This window comes from Corynebacterium pelargi, assembly GCF_014635485.1.
GTDB lineage: Bacteria > Actinomycetota > Actinomycetes > Mycobacteriales > Mycobacteriaceae > Corynebacterium > Corynebacterium pelargi.
This window is the reverse complement of the sequence record NZ_BMCX01000001.1, coordinates 359,901-380,421: the sequence shown is the minus strand read 5'-3', so window position 1 is coordinate 380,421 and position 20,521 is coordinate 359,901. Positions and strand designations below refer to the sequence as shown.

General features: G+C 57.9%; 18 protein-coding genes. 14 read left to right on the top strand and 4 right to left on the bottom strand.

Translation table 11 applies throughout. The features are described from left to right. The first annotated feature begins 157 nt into the window (after positions 1-157). The 3 genes from pyrH (at position 158) to IEU99_RS01725 (ending at position 2,668) form a co-directional block, all read left to right on the top strand. Positions 158-844 (top strand): UMP kinase, encoded by a 687-nt coding sequence (gene pyrH, locus IEU99_RS01735; protein WP_229718370.1) that lies wholly within the window; start codon positions 158-160, stop codon positions 842-844. 230 nt (positions 845-1,074) lie between these two features. Further along, entirely contained in the window at positions 1,075-1,632 is a 558-nt protein-coding gene (frr, locus tag IEU99_RS01730) for a ribosome recycling factor (protein WP_123959988.1), read from the top strand. Positions 1,633-1,789: 157 nt separating this feature from the next. Further along, on the top strand, positions 1,790-2,668 hold the full coding sequence (locus IEU99_RS01725; protein ID WP_128889612.1) for a phosphatidate cytidylyltransferase: 879 nt from the start codon (positions 1,790-1,792) through the stop codon (positions 2,666-2,668). A gap of 62 nt (positions 2,669-2,730) precedes the next feature. On the opposite strand, the gene IEU99_RS01720 is transcribed toward IEU99_RS01725, so the two are convergent. Further along, positions 2,731-3,096, bottom strand: coding sequence for a LapA family protein (locus IEU99_RS01720; RefSeq protein ID WP_128889613.1), 366 nt, complete (start codon positions 3,094-3,096; stop codon positions 2,731-2,733). A gap of 144 nt (positions 3,097-3,240) precedes the next feature. On the opposite strand from IEU99_RS01720, the gene rlmN reads away from it, so the two are divergent. Next, a complete protein-coding gene (gene rlmN / locus IEU99_RS01715; RefSeq protein ID WP_128889614.1) occupies positions 3,241-4,338 on the top strand; it encodes a dual-specificity RNA methyltransferase RlmN in 1,098 nt (365 codons plus the stop codon). 101 nt (positions 4,339-4,439) lie between these two features. Here rlmN and IEU99_RS01710 read toward each other — a convergent pair whose 3' ends face one another. After that, positions 4,440-4,883, bottom strand: a complete 444-nt coding sequence (locus tag IEU99_RS01710; protein ID WP_128889615.1) for a DUF2631 domain-containing protein — start codon at positions 4,881-4,883, stop codon at positions 4,440-4,442. Positions 4,884-5,206: 323 nt separating this feature from the next. On the opposite strand from IEU99_RS01710, the gene dxr reads away from it, so the two are divergent. From dxr to IEU99_RS01680, 6 genes are all read left to right on the top strand, one after another. After that, positions 5,207-6,370, top strand: coding sequence for a 1-deoxy-D-xylulose-5-phosphate reductoisomerase (gene dxr / locus IEU99_RS01705; protein WP_164931150.1), 1,164 nt, complete (start codon positions 5,207-5,209; stop codon positions 6,368-6,370). A 31-nt stretch (positions 6,371-6,401) separates the two neighbouring features. After that, the gene (locus IEU99_RS01700; RefSeq protein WP_128889617.1) at positions 6,402-7,616 is read left to right on the top strand and encodes a M50 family metallopeptidase; all 1,215 of its coding nucleotides are present in this window, start codon (positions 6,402-6,404) and stop codon (positions 7,614-7,616) included. Positions 7,617-7,855: 239 nt separating this feature from the next. Next, complete coding sequence (ispG, locus tag IEU99_RS01695; RefSeq protein ID WP_128889618.1) at positions 7,856-9,031, top strand: flavodoxin-dependent (E)-4-hydroxy-3-methylbut-2-enyl-diphosphate synthase; 1,176 nt, start codon at positions 7,856-7,858, stop codon at positions 9,029-9,031. Positions 9,032-9,093: 62 nt separating this feature from the next. After that, on the top strand, positions 9,094-10,956 hold the full coding sequence (locus IEU99_RS01690; RefSeq protein ID WP_128889619.1) for a penicillin-binding transpeptidase domain-containing protein: 1,863 nt from the start codon (positions 9,094-9,096) through the stop codon (positions 10,954-10,956). A 37-nt stretch (positions 10,957-10,993) separates the two neighbouring features. Then, complete coding sequence (gene map, locus IEU99_RS01685) at positions 10,994-11,866, top strand: type I methionyl aminopeptidase (RefSeq protein ID WP_371869459.1); 873 nt, start codon at positions 10,994-10,996, stop codon at positions 11,864-11,866. Positions 11,867-11,869: 3 nt separating this feature from the next. Next, complete coding sequence (locus IEU99_RS01680) at positions 11,870-13,309, top strand: cobyric acid synthase (RefSeq protein WP_128889620.1); 1,440 nt, start codon at positions 11,870-11,872, stop codon at positions 13,307-13,309. Here the strand turns inward: IEU99_RS01680 and mtr are convergent. Then, on the bottom strand, positions 13,306-14,688 hold the full coding sequence (mtr, locus tag IEU99_RS01675; protein ID WP_128889621.1) for a mycothione reductase: 1,383 nt from the start codon (positions 14,686-14,688) through the stop codon (positions 13,306-13,308). The genes IEU99_RS01680 and mtr overlap by 4 nt on opposite strands. Before the next feature lie 6 nt (positions 14,689-14,694). Continuing rightward, complete coding sequence (locus IEU99_RS01670; RefSeq protein WP_128889622.1) at positions 14,695-15,873, bottom strand: alpha/beta hydrolase; 1,179 nt, start codon at positions 15,871-15,873, stop codon at positions 14,695-14,697. Positions 15,874-16,225: 352 nt separating this feature from the next. On the opposite strand from IEU99_RS01670, the gene mqo reads away from it, so the two are divergent. From mqo to IEU99_RS01650, 4 genes are all read left to right on the top strand, one after another. Next, positions 16,226-17,728 (top strand): malate dehydrogenase (quinone), encoded by a 1,503-nt coding sequence (gene mqo, locus IEU99_RS01665; protein ID WP_128889623.1) that lies wholly within the window; start codon positions 16,226-16,228, stop codon positions 17,726-17,728. A gap of 64 nt (positions 17,729-17,792) precedes the next feature. Beyond that, entirely contained in the window at positions 17,793-18,869 is a 1,077-nt protein-coding gene (locus tag IEU99_RS01660) for a magnesium chelatase ATPase subunit I (RefSeq protein WP_128889624.1), read from the top strand. A 1-nt stretch (position 18,870) separates the two neighbouring features. Then, entirely contained in the window at positions 18,871-19,635 is a 765-nt protein-coding gene (locus tag IEU99_RS01655) for a vWA domain-containing protein (RefSeq protein ID WP_164931151.1), read from the top strand. Between the two features lie 113 nt (positions 19,636-19,748). Continuing rightward, positions 19,749-20,513 carry a DedA family protein gene (locus IEU99_RS01650; protein WP_128889625.1) on the top strand — a complete coding sequence of 255 codons (765 nt, stop codon included), beginning with the start codon at positions 19,749-19,751 and terminating at the stop codon, positions 20,511-20,513. The last annotated feature ends 8 nt before the right edge of the window (positions 20,514-20,521 follow it).

Here is a 20,521-nt window from a genome sequence, read left to right as displayed (position 1 = left end):
GTGACGTTGAACACGGCCACTTGGGACGTCGATAAGCTCAAAGCAAAGCACTGTAAACTGGTGCCCGAATTCGCTGCCCTTTGCGCAGCAACCTCAATAACAAAGGAGTCCATTCACCGTGAACAGTGCAGAAAACCGCACCGCCTATAAGCGCGTCATGCTCAAACTAGGTGGCGAGATGTTCGGCGGAGGGGAAGTCGGCATTGACCCTGACGTGGTACAAAATGTTGCTCGCCAAATTGCTGAGGTCGCGAAATCTGGTGTGGAAGTCGCAGTGGTCATCGGTGGCGGCAACTTCTTCCGCGGCGCACAGTTGCAGCAGCGCGGCATGGATCGCTCCCGTTCGGACTACATGGGCATGCTCGGCACCGTGATGAATTGCCTGGCATTGCAGGATTTCTTGCAGCAAGAAGGCATTGATTGCCGCGTGCAAACCGCTATTAATATGGCCCAGGTTGCAGAGCCATACCTGCCGCTTCGCGCCGATCGCCACCTGGAAAAAGGCCGCGTGGTCATCTTCGGTGCCGGTATGGGTATGCCGTATTTCTCCACCGACACCACCGCCGCTCAGCGCGCACTGGAAATCGGCTGCGAGGTGCTGTTGATGGCCAAGGCCGTCGATGGTGTGTACTCCGATGACCCCCGCACCAACCCCGATGCGGAGCTCTACACGGAGATCACCCCACGCGAGGTGATTGAGAAGAACCTCAAGGTTGCCGACGCCACCGCCTTTAGCCTGTGCATGGATAACAATATGCCCATTTTGGTATTCAATTTGCTTACCCAGGGCAATATTGCTCGAGCAGTTTCGGGTGAACGCATCGGAACGCTGGTGCAATCCTGATACGCTAAGAGCACTTTGCTTAGGGTGAAAAGGGGCAACATCTTGCCCCTTGACGCTTGTCGACGTACCCAAGCCTCCAAGCCCACAGGCTTCGGAGGGCAGTGATGAGGTGCATCGGCAATGCGCGATTGCCTTTGGAGCACGGCTGCGCGGGATCCATTGTTCCAGCGCAGCGCTAAGAAAAATATAGAGCGAATAACAACCAACGACTGTCCTTGTAAGGAAGAGCCATGATTGACGAAGTCCTCTTTGAGTGCGAAGAGCACATGACCACCTCTGTGGATCGCACCCGCGATGAAATGACCAATATCCGTACCGGTCGCGCCAACCCCGCCATGTTCAATGGCGTGATCGCAGACTATTACGGTGTGCCTACCCCCATTACGCAGATGGCCACCATCTCTGTGCCTGAGGCGCGCATGCTGCTGATTAAGCCTTATGAGATGTCCTCGATGGGTGAAATCGAAAACGCAATCCGTAACTCGGATCTTGGCGTCAACCCCACCAACGACGGCCAGGTGCTGCGCGTGACCATTCCGCAGCTTACTGAGGAACGCCGCCGCGACATGGTAAAGCTGGCCAAGTCCAAGGGCGAAGACGGCAAGATTGCGATCCGCAATGTTCGCCGCAAGGGCATGGATCAGCTTAAGAAGATCCAAAAGGATGGCGACGCCGGCGAAGACGAAGTGCAGGCGGCTGAAAAAGAACTGGATAAGGTGACTGCCAATTACGTCGGGCAGATCGACGAGCTGGTGAGCAAGAAGGAACAGGAGTTGATGGAGGTTTAATTCGCCTCCTGTGCATCACCTTCTCACCGGGCAAGTCGCTCGCGGGCACGCTGCACGCACCCTTGATCGGTAGAGATAGACCCAACCGAGACCTTATTCAGGGCACGCCCTCGCAGCCTCGTGGGGGCCGCCCTAAAGCAAGCAGGAGCCTTGAGCCATGAACCGTCCACCAAAAGGGCTGGAACACTTACCCAAGCCCCGAAACTCCGCAGGCCGTGACTTAAAAGCAGCCATCGGAGTAGGTGTCGGTCTTGGCGCCATCGTGCTGCTGTGTATTTTCGTCATTCCCTTCGGCTGGTACCCACTGGTAGCCCTGGCCATTGCCCTTGCCACCTGGGAAGTGCACGCAAGGCTCAGCGAAGCCGGCTACCTGGTCCAACGCTGGGTGCTCATCCTAGGCGGGCAGCTCATGTTGTGGTCGAGCTGGCCTTTTGGCACCAAAGGGCTTGTTTCTGCCTACGTAGCCGCAGCCCTGTGCCTCATGTTTGGCAGGCTCTTTCACTACGGGCCTAAAACACCGCCGAAGAACTATCTTCGCGATACAGCCGTTGGCATCTTTGTGCTCACATGGATCCCACTGTTTGGCAGTTTCGCGGCAATGCTCTCGCTGTTCGGCACAGACCAAGCCTCTGGCGCGATGTTCATCGTCACCTTCATGCTGTGCGTGATTGCCTCTGATACCGGTGGCTATATCGCAGGGGTGATGTTTGGCAAACACCCCATGGCTCCTGCCGTAAGCCCGAAGAAATCCTGGGAGGGCTTTGCCGGCTCAATCTTCTTCGGAGCAATCGCTGGCGCACTCACCGTCTACTTCCTGCTTGATTATGTCTGGTGGTGGGGCCTGATTCTCGGCGTGGGACTCGTTATTTGCGCAACCCTCGGTGATCTTGTGGAATCACAATTCAAACGCGAACTGGGCATCAAAGATATGTCCAACCTGCTTCCCGGCCACGGCGGCATCATGGATCGCCTCGACGGCATGTTGCCTTCGGCGATGGTGACCTGGCTGGTGCTCAGCACCGTCACCACAATCTAGGAATCAACTACCCAAAAGGCGGCCATCTGGCCGCCTTTTCGTGTTGAAGGAATAGGGGAGGATTAGCCCTTCTTGATCTGTCGGCGCAATTGCACCATGCGGATAATGCCGACCATCGCCATGATCAAAGCGCCGGCAATCGCGGCCAATAGGAATCCCACGCCAACAGGAACCGAGAAATTCCAGGCGAAGAACTGAAGATCAACCTGGTCTTGGTTTTGCATGATAAAAATCAACAGCACGATCATCAGCAGCGCGCCAATGATCAGTGATACCCACGTGCCACCAGCAAGGGAACCTTTTACTTTCTTCGAGTCCTGCTGCTGGGCGGTATCGCGCTCCTGGGGTGTGATCTCGCGGCTTGCAGGAGCTTGATTCGCGTTGGTGCTTGAGGGCTGAGAGGTCTGTGCATCGAAACGTTCTTCCATGTCTTTTATTAAACGCCAAGGACATTGCTAGCGCTAATAGGCAAGGATCTTGGAAGCATTCGCACGTACAAAATTGCGTGCTCGGCTGCTGCACGTTCTTTGGTGTTGGTCTCTTGGGCGCGAGATGACACAATAGCCATCATCATGGCAACTCCCATTCAGCTAAATTTCTCCTCCCCGCGCCGTGGCATGCCACCGAAGCACTTTGCCGATCTCAGCCCCCAAGAGCGCATCGACGCACTTGCTGAGCTCGGTCTACCCAAATTCCGCGCGAATCAGATAGCCAAGCACTACTACGAGCGCAAAGAAGCAGATCCTTCCACCATGACCGACTTGCCGGCAGCAGCCCGCGAGCAGGTCCGGCAGGCACTGTTTCCCACGCTGATGACCCCGGTGCGCAATGTGGCCGCCGATGATGGAGAAACCCAAAAAACTCTATGGCGTCTCCACGACGGCACGTTGCTTGAGTCTGTGTTGATGCGTTACCCCAACCGCGCCACGCTGTGTATTTCATCGCAAGCTGGTTGCGGCATGGCGTGTCCATTTTGTGCCACTGGCCAAGGTGGGCTTGACCGCAACCTCTCCACAGCCGAGATCGTGGACCAGGTGCGCGAAGCTGCGGCCACCATGGAAAAGGAAGGCTCCAGGCTGAGCAATATCGTCTTCATGGGTATGGGCGAGCCGCTGGCGAACTATAAGCGAGTAGTAAGCGCGGTGCGCCAGATTACCCAGCCTGCGCCAGACGGGTTTGGTATTTCTCAACGCAACGTGACGGTGTCTACCGTTGGGCTTGCGCCCGCTATTCGCAAGCTTGCCGACGAACAACTCTCCGTCACTCTCGCCGTCTCCTTGCACACGCCTGACGACGAGCTGCGCGACACACTCGTGCCAGTGAATAATCGCTGGTCTGTGGCAGAAGTGCTCGATGCCGCCGCCTACTACGCAGAGCAATCGGGCAGGCGAGTCTCTATTGAGTATGCACTGATTCGCGACATCAACGACCAGGGATGGCGCGCCGATATGCTGGGCAAGAAATTGCATAAGGCCTTGGGCTCAAAGGTGCATGTGAATCTGATTCCTTTGAACCCCACGCCTGGATCCAAGTGGGATGCCTCGCCGAAGGAACGTCAAGATGAGTTCGTCCGCCGGGTGATTGCTCAGGGCGTGCCGTGTACCGTTCGCGACACCAAAGGCCAAGAAATCGCCGCGGCCTGTGGCCAGCTTGCTGCCGACGAGCGCTAGGGGCTGCATCCTTCCTGCTGCTGAAAGCCTAGGGAAATAGCAAAAACGCCGTCGCCCCCACGTTCACTGTGGGGGCGACGGCGTGAAAGCTTTAATGCTGCTTATAAAGCCTTGTCGTTCTCGCGCTGGATCTCACGCAGGTGAGCAACGCGGCTGGGCTCAATGTTCAAAGCGCGAAGCTCGGAATCCTTAAGCTGCGCATAAGGGCCAGAAACAGTGGACTGCAGGTATGCCCAGTCGGGCTCCTTGTGGCCGAGCGGCTGGTTGTGTGCAGTCAGGGTGCGCTGCTGCTTGCCAAAGCTGGGCTTGAACAGTTGGATCAGAAGGCCAACGGCAATCAGGATGGCGAAGGTGAAGAGATAAATCGTTTCAACGTGTCCCTCGTGGTTACCAAAGTTGTAAGCCAGCAGGAAGAACACAGAGATCCAGCCGGAGAGCTGAATGGCGTGTTGTCCGATATCATGCCAACCCCAAGCTGCGGAGGGCTCGTCCAAAGTGGACACGCCGTTGTGCACCGAAGGGGCGATCTCGTGGGAACCTGCCACGTTCTTCTCCTTATGTTGGAGCTCCCTTGGCCATTGAGCTTCAAGCGCAGGGGAGCGCGAATGTTTGTTGTATGGCTATATTTTGGCACATGTGGCCATGCACATGCGAGAAGCTCAGGCCATAACACGGCAGTTTTGTAACCCAGTTCACCTCGGCGTGGCGCGAAACGCCCGGGTTGCTCGCTGGCCTGCGCAAAGTGACAGATTCACCGGCATGGAGCTCAAACCAAAGTAGTATCCCTTAAGGGGGTAGCCATTGGGGTGAAAGTCCAAGCGTCCCTGAGAAAACATGACAAAGCAGTGGGCATGGAATAATGCCCACTGTGACTCAGCGGATTCTTATTCTTGGTAGCACTGGCTCTATTGGCACCCAGGCACTCGAGGTCATTGCCGATAATCGCGATCGCTTCGAAGTGGTTGGCCTCGCCGCAGGATCAAATGCGGAGCTATTGGCCAAACAAGCCAAACAATTCCAGGTGCCGGCAAGCGCCGTCGCCGTAGCCGATGAGGCAGCAGCGCAGCGACTCAGCGATGAACTCGGCGCACCCGTGCGCAGCGGTGCCGATGCCGCAGCCCAACTGGTGCGCGAAGTAGCAGCCGATACCGTCTTAAATGCCTTGGTTGGATCCATGGGCCTTGATGCCACCATGGCCACCATCGAGGCCGGCGAAACGCTGGCTTTGGCCAATAAAGAATCCCTCGTTGCTGGAGGCCAATTGGTCATGGCCGCAGCGAAACCCGGCCAGATTGTCCCGGTGGATTCCGAGCACACCGCGATGGCGCAGTCGCTTCGAGCAGGCAAACGCCAGGAAGTTGATCGCTTCGTGCTCACTGCCTCCGGTGGACCATTTCGTGGCTGGACCCGCGAGCAGATGTGGGACGTGACCCCGGAGCAAGCAGCGCAACACCCCACCTGGTCGATGGGGCAGATGAATACCTTGAACTCCGCCACCTTGGTGAATAAAGGCCTTGAGCTGATCGAGGCAACCTTGCTTTTCGACGTCCCTGCCGACCAGATCGACGTGGTGGTACACCCACAGTCCATCGTGCACTCGATGATCACCTTTTGTGATGGCGCCACCATCGCACAGGCCTCGCCACCATCGATGAAGATGCCCATCGCCCATGCGCTTGCCTGGCCTGATCGCGTGCCACATGCGCAGCCACAATTGGACTTCCAACAGGCTTCCACATGGGAATTCTTCCCCGTAGAGCCGCAGTTCAAGGCCATTCCGCTAGCCCGTGAATCTGCTGCATCCGGTGGCAGCTACTCAGCGGTGTATAACGCAGCCAATGAGCAGGCCGCCGAGGCCTTCTTGCAAGGCCGTATCCGATTCCCCCAAATCGTCGATGCCATCGCCGAGGTGCTCGACGGCGCAGGTGATTTTGCAGGCTCCGTGGGCAGCATTACCGAAGTACTAGAGCACGAGCGCGAAGCGCGCCGGCGTGCAGACGTGGTCGTCGAAAAGCTTGCTGGCCTAAGCTAGAGGCCTTTGCGGATCAAAAGAAGGAGAATCAGTGGGGTCTTATTTGCTTGGCGTGGCGCTCTTTGCGCTTGGTATCGCCGTGACCATTGCACTGCATGAGCTAGGCCACCTCATGGCAGCGCGCTCCTTTGGCATGCGAGTGCGCCGCTACTTCGTCGGCTTTGGCCCCACGGTATGGTCCTGGCGCAAAGGTCACACCGAGTACGGCCTTAAAGCGGTGCCGCTGGGTGGATTTTGCGATATCGCCGGAATGACCAATCAAGATGAAGTCACCGCTGAAGAAGCACCCCACGCCATGAGGAATAAGCCCTGGTGGCAACGTGTGATTGTGCTGCTCGGCGGCATCATCATGAACGTGCTGATCACCCTGGTGCTCATTTACGGTGTGGCAGTGGGCAATGGCCTGCCCAACCCCAACGTGGATCTGCGCGCCCACGTCGGCGAACTTGGCTGCGTCCCAGCACGGCAGATCGACGCCCGCACCCTCAGCGAATGCCAAGGCACAGGCCCTGCAGAAGAAGCGGGCCTTCAGGTAGGCGACACGATCTTGGCCGTGGAAGGCCAAGCAACGCCTGACTTCCCATCGGTAGCCGAAGCCGTTCGCGCATATCCAGGCCAAACCATCACCCTGGATATTGATCGCGATGGCCAAACGATGCAGGTGCCAGTGCAGGTAGCTGCCGTGGAACGACTCACCACCAGCGGGGAATCCAAAACAGTCGGCGCCATCGGTGTGAGCTCTGCGCCACCAAAAGATGTGATTCTGCAATACGGGCCTGCCGAAGCCGTACCGGCAACCCTGCGGTTTAGTGGTGAACTGCTCAAGGCCACCGGCCAAGGGCTCGCGGCCTTCCCCGCAAAAATCCCCGGAGTGGCTGCCTCCATCTTCGGTGCCGAACGCGATAAAGAAAGCCCCATGAGCGTGGTCGGAGCTTCACGCGTTGGTGGTGAACTCGCCCAACGGGATTCGTGGGCAACCTTTTTGATGTTGCTGGCGAACCTCAACCTCTTCCTAGCCCTGTTCAACCTAGTGCCACTGCCGCCACTAGACGGTGGACACATTGCCGTGGTCTTGTACGAGGTCATCCGTGACCGGATACGCAAGATGCGTGGCCTTGCCCCTGCAGGTCCTGCCGACTACACCAAACTCATGCCGCTGACAGTGACCGTGGCCGGCCTATTGCTCACCATCGGCGTGGTGGTCATCATCGCCGATGTGGTAAACCCGGTAAGAATCTTCGGCTAGCGGCAGCCCGGCTGTAGCAACCGGTCTGCGCTGCTGCCCGGCTGTGGCAACCGGACTGTGCTGCTGCCGGCTGTAGCAACCGGACTGTGCGCGAGGCGACACAGCCTGCACCTCAGCTCAAGCCATCAGCGGTGCTAGACTGCTACAACGATTCCTGCACCACATCAAAACCCGCCAGCAGGGGCTCAGGCAAGAACACACACGCCTCAACACCTGCTGGATCAGCAAGGAGCAAACTTTTGACTTCCACGAGTGGACAACCCATCGGACTCGGCTTGCCAGATGCACCCCCGCCAGTACTTGCCCCAAGGCGAAAAACTCGCCAATTGATGGTGGGCAACGTTGGTGTTGGCTCCGATTACCCCGTATCGGTGCAGTCAATGACCACCACCAAAACCCACGACGTTAACTCCACCCTGCAGCAGATCGCGCAGCTTACTGCCACCGGCTGCGATATCGTGCGCGTGGCGTGCCCCAAGACGGTCGATGCTGAGGCGCTACCGATCATCGCCAAGAAATCGCCCATCCCGGTGATCGCCGATATCCACTTCCAGCCGAAGTACATCTTTGCCGCCATCGACGCCGGCTGTGCCGCAGTGCGCGTGAATCCCGGCAATATCAAGGAATTCGATGGCCGCGTCAAAGAGGTGGCCAAGGCGGCCGGCGATGCCAATATCCCGATCCGCATTGGCGTGAACGCGGGTTCTTTGGATAAGCGCCTCATGGAAAAGTACGGCAAGGCAACCCCGGAGGCGTTGGTGGAATCCGCGCTTTGGGAGGCCGGCCTCTTTGAAGAGCACGGCTTTGGCGATATCGCGATCTCGGTGAAGCACAACGACCCAGTGATCATGGTGGAGGCCTACCGCCAGCTTGCAGCTCAATGCGATTATCCGCTGCACTTGGGTGTGACCGAGGCCGGGCCGAAGTTCCAAGGCACCATCAAGTCCGCCGTGGCCTTTGGCTCCTTGCTTGCCGACGGCATCGGCGACACCATCCGTGTGTCTTTGTCTGCCGATCCCGTGGAAGAGATCAAGGTGGGCGATCAAATTCTGCAGTCGCTGAACTTACGCGAACGCGGCCTGGAAATTGTCTCCTGCCCCTCCTGTGGCCGTGCGCAAGTGGATGTGTACTCGCTGGCAGAAGAAGTCACCGCAGCGCTCGAAGGCATGGATGTGCCGTTGCGTGTTGCAGTGATGGGCTGTGTGGTCAACGGCCCCGGTGAGGCTCGCGATGCAGACCTCGGCGTGGCTTCTGGCAACGGCAAGGGACAGATCTTTGTGAAGGGCGAAGTGATTAAGACTGTGCCCGAATCCCAGATCGTGGAAACCCTCATCGAAGAGGCCATGCGCATCTGCGAAGAAGAAGGCATCGAGATTAAAGAAGGCGCAGGCCCGCAAGTCAAGGTCACTCGCTAGACTTCCGAAGTCATTGGTGTTGCACCGTCGATCTGTGGATCGGCGGTGTTAGCCTTTTTCGCATGAAAAAACCCTGGCAGCGAGCGCTTGCAACCACCGTCATCGCCAGCATGACCGTCTCGCTTGCCGCTTGCACGCCAAAACCGGCATCGGCCAAACCAGTGGTTGAAGAATTCATTGAAGAACTCAGCCAGCAACAATTCCAGCAAGCCGCTGCCTTATCTGATGATCCCGGCGCTGCGGATACCTTGGAACAGTCCTGGAAAGGCCTTCAGGCCGAAGGGATGCAGGCTGAGCTTGTCGACGTCGACTTAAACGACTCCATTGCCACCGCGAAGGTGCGGTACCACTGGGATTTACCAAGGGATCGCGACTTCGTCTACGAGTCCGACATGACCTTAAATCGCATCAACGATCGCTGGTCTATTCGTTGGCAACCTGCCGCGTTGCACCCCAAACTGGGTGCCAACCAGCACCTGGAACTTCTAGCCGTCAATGCCGAGAAAGCCAGTGTTGTTTCCTCCGACGGTGCAGATGTGTTGGTGCCGGGCACGATCTATCGTGTGTTGATCGAACCTGAGCAGATTGGCGATCCAGGCACCATTGCTCGAAGCCTGGTGGCGCAGCTTCAAGCCGCCCATGGTTTTGATGACACTGTGCGCGTACCGGATCTCAAGGAACTCGAAAAGACCATCAGGGATGCCAAAAGCACCTACTCGGTGACCACCTTGAGCAAAGAAACAGGGGAGCGGCTCAAAGGCTCTCTGGAGGCATTGCCGGGAGTTCGGATGAACCCCGAGGCAGCCATGGTCAATACCGATCCCAATTTCGCCCCGGATGTGGTTGCCAGGGTGACCTCACTAATTTCTGATGACTTGGAAGGCCAGAATGGCTGGAAAGTTGCTGCCGTTACCTCCGATGGTGCTGAATTAGAGCAACTCGAATATCACGCCCCGGATCCCGCTCCCTCGGTAGAGATCAGCTTGGATCACTACGTGCAGCGAGCAGCCGAGGAGGCAGTCAATCTCCGCGCCGATAAAAAGGCAGTGCTTGTGGCAGTCCGGCCGTCAACTGGTCAGATCTTGGCCATCGCACAAACGGATAAAGCGGATGAAGACGGCGACATTGCCTTAACCGGTATGTATCCCCCCGGATCTACCTTCAAGATCATCACCGCATCCGCCGGTATTGAGGATCAGGACTTAAACCCTGGCAGCATCGTGCCGTGCCCGGGCAGCATGAATATCTATGGGCGCGTGGTGAATAACTACAACGGCTTTTCCTTGGGCAACGTTCCGCTCCAACAGGCCTTTGCCAGGTCGTGTAACACTACCTTTGCCGATATTTCCACCAAATTGCAGCCCGGCCAGCTTGAAGATGTAGGAAAAGAATTCGGCATCGGCGTGGACTATGACATCCCCGGCATTGCCACCGTCACCGGCGATATTCCCCACGGGGATACTGAGCTGTCCCGTACCGAAGCAGGCTATGGCCAGGGCGAAGTCTTGGTGAGTCCTTTCGGTTTGGCCATGGTATCGGCCACCGCTGCCACCGGGCACACCCCGGTGCCGAAGTTGATCTCAAGCCGTGAAACCAAGGTCAAAGGCGAAGGGCACAACCCGAAGCCTGCGACCATCGAGCAATTGCGCGACCTGATGGGGGCCGTGACCGCCGGTGGCGGCACAGCCGCAGGTATGAGCCAACAGGGCGGCAAAATCTTTGCAAAGACCGGTGAGGCTGAAATTAATAACGGCTCGCACGCCTGGTTTACCGGCTACCGAGACGACGATATTGCCTTCGCCACCTTGGTTGTTCTTGGTGGAGGCTCGGAAACAGCCGTGGCAGTCACAGATAAATTCTTTAGCACCCTGGATGAATTGCGTGCCGGGGGTTCACTGCCGCCAGCAGATCAACCCCAACCCTAACGTCGAAAAGCTAGGCCTCGGCGCTAGCATGGTGGGCATGGCTACTCGCGCACCACTGACCCCTGGAACTCCAACGCCGATTCGCACCGTACCGAAGCAGATTCCGCGCCCGGAATACGTGTGGAAAGACACCGTCCAAGAAGCCATGGGCGAGCCTTTCGTGCAGACTCCGGAAACCATCGAGGCAATGCGCGAGGCTTCAAAGATTGCCGCCAACGCGCTCCAGGTTGCAGGGGCTGCCGTGGCGCCGGGTGTGACCACCGATGAACTCGACCGGATTGCGCATGAGTACATGCTCGATCACGGTGCCTACCCCTCGTGTTTGGGATATAGGAACTTTCCTAAGTCCGTGTGCGTGAGCCTCAACGAAATCGTCTGCCACGGCATCCCGGACACCACGGTGATTCAAGACGGCGACATCGTCAATATCGACGTCACTGCCTTTAAAAACGGCGTGCACGGCGACACCAACGCCACCTTCCTTGCCGGCAACGTCAGCGAAGAACACCGTCTGCTTGTCGAGCGCACCAAGGAAGCCACGATGCGAGGCATCAAGGCGGCGAAACCCGGCCGGCAGATCAACGTCATTGGACGAGTGATTGAAAGCTATGCCAGGCGTTTTGGCTACTCGGTGGTAGAAGACTTCACCGGCCACGGCATTGGCACCACCTTCCACAATGGCCTGGTTGTCTTGCACTTTGACTCCGAGCGCTATACCAACGAATTAGTCCCCGGCATGACCTTGACCGTCGAACCAATGCTGAATCTTGGTGGCTTGGACTATGAGATCTGGGAAGACGACTGGACAGTACAAAACACCGACCACCAATTCTCCGCACAATTCGAGCACACCATCTTGATCACCGAAGATGGCAACGAAATCCTCACCCTGCCCGACGAGAACATCTAAGCCATGGGCAAGGCGGTGCTCATCGCCGGCTGCACCTCGGATGCCGGCAAATCTGTGGTGGTGGCAGGTCTTTGCCGGGCGTTGGCTCGGCGCGGGATCAAGGTGGCGCCCTTTAAGGCACAAAACATGTCCAATAACTCCGCCGTCACGCCCGAAGGCGGAGAAATTGGCCGTGCCCAAGCACTCCAGGCCGCAGCCTGCGGGCTGAAACCCTCAGTGGCGTTCAACCCCATCCTGCTCAAGCCCGGCTCAGATCGCAGCTCCCAGTTGGTGGTTCTAGGCCTTGCCACAGGCAACGTCAACGCCAAAAACTACATTGAGCACCGCAGCCACCTTCGGCAGGTCGCCGCAGAAGTTTTGGCAGAACTGCGCGAGGAATATGACGTTGTGGTGTGCGAAGGCGCCGGATCACCTGCAGAAATTAACCTGCGCGAAACTGATGTAGCCAATTTTGGTCTGGCCGAAGCCGCAGACCTAGCGGTGTATCTTGTTGGCGATATCGACCGTGGGGGAGTGCTTGCGCATTTTTACGGCACACACCAGATCTCCGAGCCAGAAGACCGTGCCCGGATCAAAGGCTTTATCGTCAACAAGTTCCGCGGGGACGAGTCCATCCTGCAACCAGGCCTTGACGCCCTTGAAGCGATGACGGGTGTGCCCACCATTGGCGTGTTGCCCTTTGTCGATGGCCTATGGATCGATGCCGAAGACTCCCTGCAATCTGCCATCGGCAATAGCATCGGCCCCAAGCACCCACCCTTAGGCAGCGAGCGCCTCCAGGTGGCAGCGATCCGCCTGCCTCGAATTTCCAACGCCACAGATGTTGAGGCCCTGGCCTGCGAACCGGGTGTGAGCGTGCGCTGGGTAGACGATCCCGCCTCCGTGCTCGATGCAGATCTCGCCGTACTACCAGGATCCAAGGCCACGCTGAGCGACCTCGCCTGGCTTTCTCAACGCGGTATCGCACAAGCTCTGTTGCAGCGTGCATCCGAGCATCGCCCGATTCTAGGAATTTGCGGTGGCTTTCAAATGCTGTGCAAGCAGATCAGCGATCAGGTGGAAGCCGGGGAAGCCCGACCCCAGGAGGGGATGGGGATCTTCGATGTGGATATTGAATTCCGCGAGCCTAAAACTCTTGCAACGCATGCCAATGGTGCTTACGAGGTGCACTACGGCCAAATCACCCGCAGCACTGAACAGCCCTGGATCGGTGATGAAGGCGCGCGCAAAGCCACGACCTTCGGCACCCATCGGCACGGACAAATGGAAGATGATGCCTTCCGGCGTGCATTCCTTCGACACATCGCCCACGCCAACAACAAGACGGGCTTCGTGCTCAGCGAAACAACAAGCTTTGCTCAAGAAAGAGAGCGCCAACTCGATCTTCTCGCGGACGTGATCGAGCGGCGCTTGGATGTAGCGAAACTGCTCAGTGAGCTCTAGCTAAAGTCCAGTCCCAACAGGGCGTTCTCGCTAAGCTCCGGCAGTGCCGGGTGGATCCAGTACTCATCTTTTGCCAGACGCTCGGCATCGATGCCGAAGTTCATCGCGGTGATGATCTGCTGAATCAGCGTGGATGCCTGCGGGCCCATAAAGTGTGCACCCAAGATCTGCTTGCTGTGCTTATCGGCAATGATCTTGGCAAAGCTGCTGTCATCTTCCATGGCCCAGCCATAGGCAACATCGCCATAGCGCTGCACCTTCACCGTGATATCCAGACCCTGCTCGCGAGCCTCGTCTTCGGTGAGGCCAACGGTGGCAATCTGCGGGTTGGTAAACACCGCCGCAGGCACATGCTCGTGGGGAAGCTTCTGCAAATCCTCAGGGTGTTCGAGGTTGTGCTTAATGGCGCGCATCTCAGCGTTGGCAACGTGCTTGAGCTGGTACGGGGAGGAGACATCGCCAAGTGCCCAGATTCCCTCGACTGAGGTGCGACCGTACTCATCGACCTTGATGCGGCTGCCATCCATTTCGATGCCGGCCTTATCCAGATCCATCTGATCACCATTGCGGGTGCGCCCGGTAGCAACGAGGAGGAGTTCACCTTCGACCTTGGTGCCATTTTCCAAGGTCACTTCCACGCCGGCATCGCTTTGAGCCGCAGAAGCGATATTGGAACCAAGGTGGGTTTCCATCGTCTTCTTGGTCAGCTCAGTAAAGGCATCGGATACCTCTGAGTCGAGGTGGCGCAGGAGCTTTTCGGAACGGTTGACGATCTTGACTTCCACGCCCAGGGCATCAAACATGTGCGCAAATTCCATGGCGATATAGCCGCCGCCGTAGACGATCATCGACGAAGGCAGCTCGGGGATGCGCATGATGTTTTCGTTGGTGTAGTACTCGACCCCGGAATCCGAAATGGTATCCGGAATAAAGGGGCGCGCACCGGTAGCAATGACGATCTCATCGCCGGTGATTTCTACTTCCTTTTCACCCTGCCCGGTCAGAATGGTCTTTGGCCCAACAAAACGTGCGTGCTGATCATAGACGTCGATATTGGGGGTCTTCGGCCCGCGGCGGTATTCCTCACCACCATCAGCGATCGGGTCTACGCGCTTATCAAACACGCGGGAGACAATGGAAGGCCAGTCGATGTGTTCAATCTTGGCGCTAATACCGAACTTCTCGGCTTCCTTGATAGTGCGAGCGACCTCAGCGGCATACACGAACATCTTGGTGGGGATGCAACCAACATTGAGGCAGGTGCCTCCGAAGCGCCCCTTTTCCACGATGGCGATGGACTTGTGGTGGTTTTCTACTCCGGGGATGGAGTTACCGGAACCGGTGCCGATAATGATGAGGTCATAATGCTTGCTCAAGATTGCTCCTTAATGCTCGGTTGATGTGTGCCTGCCTTGGGCATCTGCGTTCTTATTCGCCAGTGTGTCTGGCAGGCCTAGTTCCTTCAACCACTTTAGGCAGGCTTGTATTGCATCGCTGCGGGGTTGGTCACTGGATAAGAAGACATCGTGAACGGCATCCTCGATGGAAACGACAGTGACGTCTTGGCCTAAAAGCGGGGCTCGCCTGCGAATTTGCTCAACATCGAGGACGGTATCGGCACGCTTTGCTTCTTCTGCAAACCGCGGCCGAAAATAGGAACGTTTGGCATGCAACGTGAGCACCGGGGCGCCCACATCGATTGCGCCGGCATGAATCCGTTGCTGGGCTGTATCAACTGCCTTGATCCACTCCGGGTATTTCTTATGGCCCCGGATGGGTTTGAGGTGGAGATCATAATGCCACTCGCCTTCGGCACTGGCATGCAACGAGCGCCCATAATTGCTAGGCAGCTTGCCGCCGAATCCACCACGCAGGATCCTTTGGCCTGGCTGAGAATGCAACACTTTGCGCAAAAGCTTGACCATAAAAGGCGGGAACTGCATGTCCAGCCATGGCGAATTCAAGATCAGTGCCGGAATTGCCCGGTGCCTTGCCGGATCCTGGGTGCGCAGATCATCCATCCACAAGCTGGCAATCAGCCCGCCGGTGGAGTGCGCCACCGGCACCAGTTGAGGGTGTGTGGCAAGCAGTGCTGCCGCCACGGCGTTGAGCTCTTGAAAATATAGGTGCATATCGCTGACGTAGTGCCAGCGCTGCCCAATAAGGTGTGCTCGGCCCGATTTGCGTAGATCAATGCCGTACACCGCGAAGCCTTCCTGGTGGAAGCGCTTTGCGATGTGCTGATGAAAGAAGTAATCGGTCATCCCGTGGATGATCAATAACGCCGGACGCTTGGAAAAATCATCGCAAGCGGCTGGCAGGTAGCGAACAAGCACCGCCGCCACGTGGCCTTCGCCATCTGGGTCTTGTCCAAGATTGAACGTGCGTGCTTGAAAGCCCGGCCCAAGGGCATCGGGGTACCAGGGAGTCGCCTCAGCCCTCTGCGCCTTCTTGGCCTGCTCCGCGGCCTGGGAACTGCCACTGCTGAAGTACTCGGCCTTTGCTGTCGACGCGGGCGCCGGGCCGTGGGCTTCGGGCGGATCTGCCCGGTGTGCGTGATTCATGCTTGCCCATGCTAGTGCCCTTCCGATTCGTATTGTTGGGTGCCAGAATCGGGTTATTGGGTCGTGGGACGTCGAAAAGCTGCCCCAAACGGGGGTGTTGGGTGTGGACGTTGTTCTTCCATATCAGGCATTAAAAAGTGCATCTATCCGCAAGATTGCGGGCATGGGTGCCCTCTGATCGGGTGCTGAGGGGTAAAATGGGCAGACAGCAAACCGAAGCTCAGGCCTCAATGGTGAAGCGGCAATCTCCCGAAAATCACCCCCGAGGCGCAGCTTAGAGTTTGAACAAGATGAAGGGTTTTCCCAGGCCGCACGCGGTTTCGAAGACGCAAGAGTTCAAGGAAGTTTGAAGATGTCAGTTTCCAAGAAGACCACCCCCAAGGTGAGCGACGAAGTCGACGTTGTCCTCATCGGCGCCGGCGTGATGAGCGCGACGCTGGGCGCCATGCTGCGTACCCTGCAGCCCGATTGGTCCCAGATTGTGTTCGAGCGCCTGGATCGCCCAGCCGAGGAATCTTCCTCGCCGTGGAACAACGCCGGTACCGGCCACTCCGCACTATGCGAGCTGAACTACACCCCGGAAGTCAATGGCAAGATTGATATTTCCAAGGCACTGGGTGTCAATGAGAAGTTCCAGGCATCGCGTCAGTTCTGGTCTTACCAGGTCAATCAGGGTGTGTTGCCCACCCCGCGCGAGTGGATCAACCCGGTTCCGCACGTTTCTTTCGGTCGCGGCGCAGATCAGGTGGAGTACCTGAAAAAGCGTTATGACGCTCTCGCCGGTCACCCCCTTTTCCCGGGCATGGAATTTACCGAAGACCGCGAGAAGTTCGCCGAGATGCTGCCATTGATGGCAGAGGGACGCCCTGCCAATGAAAAGGTGGCAGTGAGCTGGACCGATGTCGGAACCGACATTAACTATGGTGCGCTAACCAAGCAGTTCCTCAAGGATGCAGAGTCGAAGGGCACCGAAATCCGCTACGGCCACGAGGTTCGCGATATCAACCGCGATGGCTCCGGCTGGAAGGTGGAAGTAAAAAACGTCCACAACGGCGATGTGCAGGTCGTGCGCGCGAAGTTCGTCTTCGTCGGTGCCGGCGGCATGGCATTGCCCCTGCTGCAAAAGTCCGGTATCCGCGAAATCCGTGGCTGGGGTGGATTCCCCGTTTCCGGTGAGTGGCTGCGCTGCACCAACCCGGAGATCATCGAACGCCACGCAGCGAAGGTGTACGGCAAGGCCTCGGTGGGTGCACCGCCAATGTCCGTTCCGCACCTGGATACCCGCGTGATCGACGGTGAGAAGGGTCTGCTCTTTGGCCCTTATGCTGGTTGGACGCCTAAGTTCCTCAAGCAGGGCTCCTGGTTCGACCTGATCAAGTCCATCAAGCCCACCAACCTGCTGTCGTATGCAGGTGTAGGTGTGCAGGAAATGTCGCTGACCAAGTACCTGATCACTGAGGTGCTCAAGGGACGTGAGGCACGCATGGAATCCTTGCGTGAGTTCATGCCCGAGGCTCGCGATGAGGATTGGGAGCTCGTTACCGCTGGTCAGCGCGTGCAGGCCATCCAGCCGGTGGTTGGCCCGACCTTCTCCAAGCTGGCGTTCGGCACCTCGCTGATTAACTCCGCCGACGGCACCATCGCTGGTCTTTTGGGTGCATCTCCTGGCGCTTCGATCGCACCTGCGGCCATGCTTGAGCTGCTGGAGCGCTGCTTCGGCGATCACATGGTTGAGTGGGGCGACAAGATCAAGGAAATGGTCCCCTCCTACGGCGTGAAGCTCGCTACCGATCAGAAGCTCTTCGAAGAGATGTGGGAGTACACTCAGAAGACGCTGCAACTCGATCAGGACTAAGCACTGCCTGTCCTTGGTCGATATTGCAAACGCCAAATTGTTGTCGACCAAGGAGCCCGCACTCGTGGCAGACTCGCGCACCCTCTTTCCCTTCTCGGCCGTCGTTGGCCAGGAACGCTTGCAACTAGCGCTCATCCTTAGCGCAATCCAACCCCGCATCGGTGGGGTGGTGATTCGAGGGGAGAAAGGCACCGCGAAAACCACCACGGTGCGGGCTTTCGCACGTTTGCTTTTCGACGCCCCACTGGTCAATCTCCCCATCGGCGCAACCGATGACCGCGTGGTTGGATCCATCAACATGGAAACGGTGCTCACCACAGGCAAGGCCGAGTACCAACCGGGCCTGCTCGCCGCAGCCGATGGGGGAGTGCTGTACGTGGACGAGGTCAACTTGCTGCCCGATCACCTCGTGGATGCACTCCTGGATGCTGCTGCCACCGGCGTGGTCACGGTGGAGCGCGATTCAGTCTCCTTTAGCTCATCTGCCAACTTTGTCTTGGTTGGCACCATGAACCCCGAAGAAGGCGAACTGCGCCCTCAATTGCTCGATCGCTTCGGTTTGGCCGTCGACGTCACGGCCTCTCGTGATGTGGAGGTGCGCGCGGAAGTGATGCGCCGACGCCTGGCCTTTGAGGCGCAGCCGGAGGCTTTTATCGCCCAGTGGGCATCGGAAGACGCTGCCTTAGCTGAGCGTATTCGCACAGCACAAACGCGGCTTGAATCCCTGCAACTTTCCGATGTGAACCTCGCGCGCATTGCCCACCTGTGCGCGTCTTTTGACGTCGACGGCATGCGAGCCGATCTGGTGATTGCGCGCACTGCTTTGGCACACGCCGCGTGGCGCGGAGCTTCGGAAGTAGAAGACGAAGATATTCGCGTAGCTGCTGAATTGGCGCTGCCGCACCGCAAGCGCCGCAATCCTTTTGATGAGCCTGGCCTTGATCAAGAACAGCTCGATAACGCTATGGACGAGGCACAGCAGGAGCATCCGGATGAATCGGAGCCCCCGCAGCAAGAAGAGCAAGAACAAGCAGAGGAGCAACAGCCTCCGGAATCACCTGAGCAGCAAGAGTCCGATGATGCTCCCACCCAGGACGGCAAGGAGGATAGCGCCACACCTGGCGCTCCCTTTCGCGCCTAGGGTGTTTCGCCGCAGTGGTATCGGCGAAGAAGGCCTACCGGGGAGGCGCTCAAAAGCGTATTCAGCCCAAGGCGCCAGCGTGCGCGCCATCAAGGGCGGCCACGGTTTGCATCTTGTGGGCACCGTTCGCGCCGCAGCAGAGCGTGGTGCCGTCATTGACGGCAACCTCCTTCGGCTCCAAGGGCGTGACCTACGCGGGCAACTGCGAAGGGGCATGGAATCGAATCTGATCGTCTTCCTTGTCGATGCCTCTGGTTCGATGGCCGCTAGAGATCGCCTGGAATCCGTGACAGGTGCCGTGCTGTCCATGCTTCAAGATGCCTATCAGCGCCGCGATAAGGTGGCGGTGATTTCGGTTCGTGGTGCAGCACCGGAGTTGGTGTTGCCGCCTACTGGTTCCATCGATGTTGCCGTGCGAAGGCTTGAAGGTTTAAAAACCGGTGGGCGCACGCCCTTAGGCGAAGGCCTCATGGCAGCCCATGAGTTGATCTTGCGGGAATACCGCAAAGAGCCCGGACGCAGAGCATTATTGGTGGTGCTTTCCGATGGCCGCGCCACAGGAGCGGCAGGCTTGGAGGGAGCACGCAAAGCAGCCGCCACTATCGCCCAGCGTGGGCTTGCCGGCAGCGTGGTGGTTGATGCGGAGCAAGGCAAGCGAATCAAGCTGGGCCTTGCCAAAGAGCTCGCGGTACAGCTCGGCGGTATCTGCGTGCAGCTCGAAGAGCTCAATGCCGAGGCGCTCAGCGAGGTTGTTGCTGCGGTTTAAGCGTTCACGCGCTTTTTGGAAAACCAGACGCTGCAGCAGGAGTGGGAATGCAAGAGCGCCGCTTGGGTCGAGCGAGGCTGGTTTGCTGTGGCTTGTCACCTATACTTCCCAGCGTGAAAGAAAAGCATCAGGGTGAACAGCCAGCGCACAACGCCCCACAGCAAAACAAGCCAAGCGAGGAAAACCCGCTTGCCATGCTCACAGCCAATCCCTCAAAGGCTGATTATTGGTGCCTGGGGTTGATGCTGGTGGCTGGGCTTTATGGCCTGGCCATTATGCCCCTGCGTGCTTGGATGCTGGCAGAGATTTCACGTTTGCCCTGGTTGGTGGCACTCACCGGCTCGGGTACGGGTACTGCTGCTTTGGGCTCGGCCATTAAGGTCGGTGAGGATCTGCCCGTGTTGTGGCCGATCGTGGTGGGCGCGCTGATGTTGATTAAGTTCAACTTCGTCTACTGGTGGGCAGGCAAGCTCTGGGGCCGAAAGATCATCAATATGTGGGCGAGTTCTTCTAAGCGTGCTGCACGCAATTACGCCCGTGCTGAGCGGGTTGTAGACAAGGTCGGCCCCTTCGGTTTCTTCTTGGCCTATGTGCCCATCCCGCTGCCGATTGGCCTGGTGGTCTTTACCGTCGCCGGTATCCGAGGCATGAAGCTTTGGTGGTTTTTAATTCTCAACTACATTTCCGCCCTGCTGTGGCGCGGAGCCTATTTTTGGTTCGGCTATGCAGTGGGCGAACCAGCGGTGGACTTGCTCAAACAGTACGCAAAGATTTCCAACTATGTGGTCATCGCTATCGTGGTCTTTGTTATTTGGTCGGCAAGGAAAAACCCGACTGGTGGAATGAAGGCACAAGGCGGCGCCAAAGAAGGCGCCTAGGAGGACCA

Bases quoted from the DNA above. Each gene is read 5' to 3' on its own strand.
- IEU99_RS01670 (WP_128889622.1), bottom strand. From the start codon at position 15,873: ATGAATCACGCACACCGGGCAGATCCGCCCGAAGCCCACGGCCCGGCG.
- IEU99_RS01725 (WP_128889612.1), top strand. From the start codon at position 1,790: ATGAACCGTCCACCAAAAGGGCTGGAACACTTACCCAAGCCCCGAAAC.
- IEU99_RS01680 (WP_128889620.1), top strand. From the start codon at position 11,870: ATGGGCAAGGCGGTGCTCATCGCCGGCTGCACCTCGGATGCCGGCAAA.
- pyrH (WP_229718370.1), top strand. From the start codon at position 158: ATGCTCAAACTAGGTGGCGAGATGTTCGGCGGAGGGGAAGTCGGCATT.
- frr (WP_123959988.1), top strand. From the start codon at position 1,075: ATGATTGACGAAGTCCTCTTTGAGTGCGAAGAGCACATGACCACCTCT.
- IEU99_RS01690 (WP_128889619.1), top strand. From the start codon at position 9,094: ATGAAAAAACCCTGGCAGCGAGCGCTTGCAACCACCGTCATCGCCAGC.
- map (WP_371869459.1), top strand. From the start codon at position 10,994: ATGGCTACTCGCGCACCACTGACCCCTGGAACTCCAACGCCGATTCGC.
- IEU99_RS01720 (WP_128889613.1), bottom strand. From the start codon at position 3,096: ATGGAAGAACGTTTCGATGCACAGACCTCTCAGCCCTCAAGCACCAAC.
- mqo (WP_128889623.1), top strand. From the start codon at position 16,226: ATGTCAGTTTCCAAGAAGACCACCCCCAAGGTGAGCGACGAAGTCGAC.
- rlmN (WP_128889614.1), top strand. From the start codon at position 3,241: ATGGCAACTCCCATTCAGCTAAATTTCTCCTCCCCGCGCCGTGGCATG.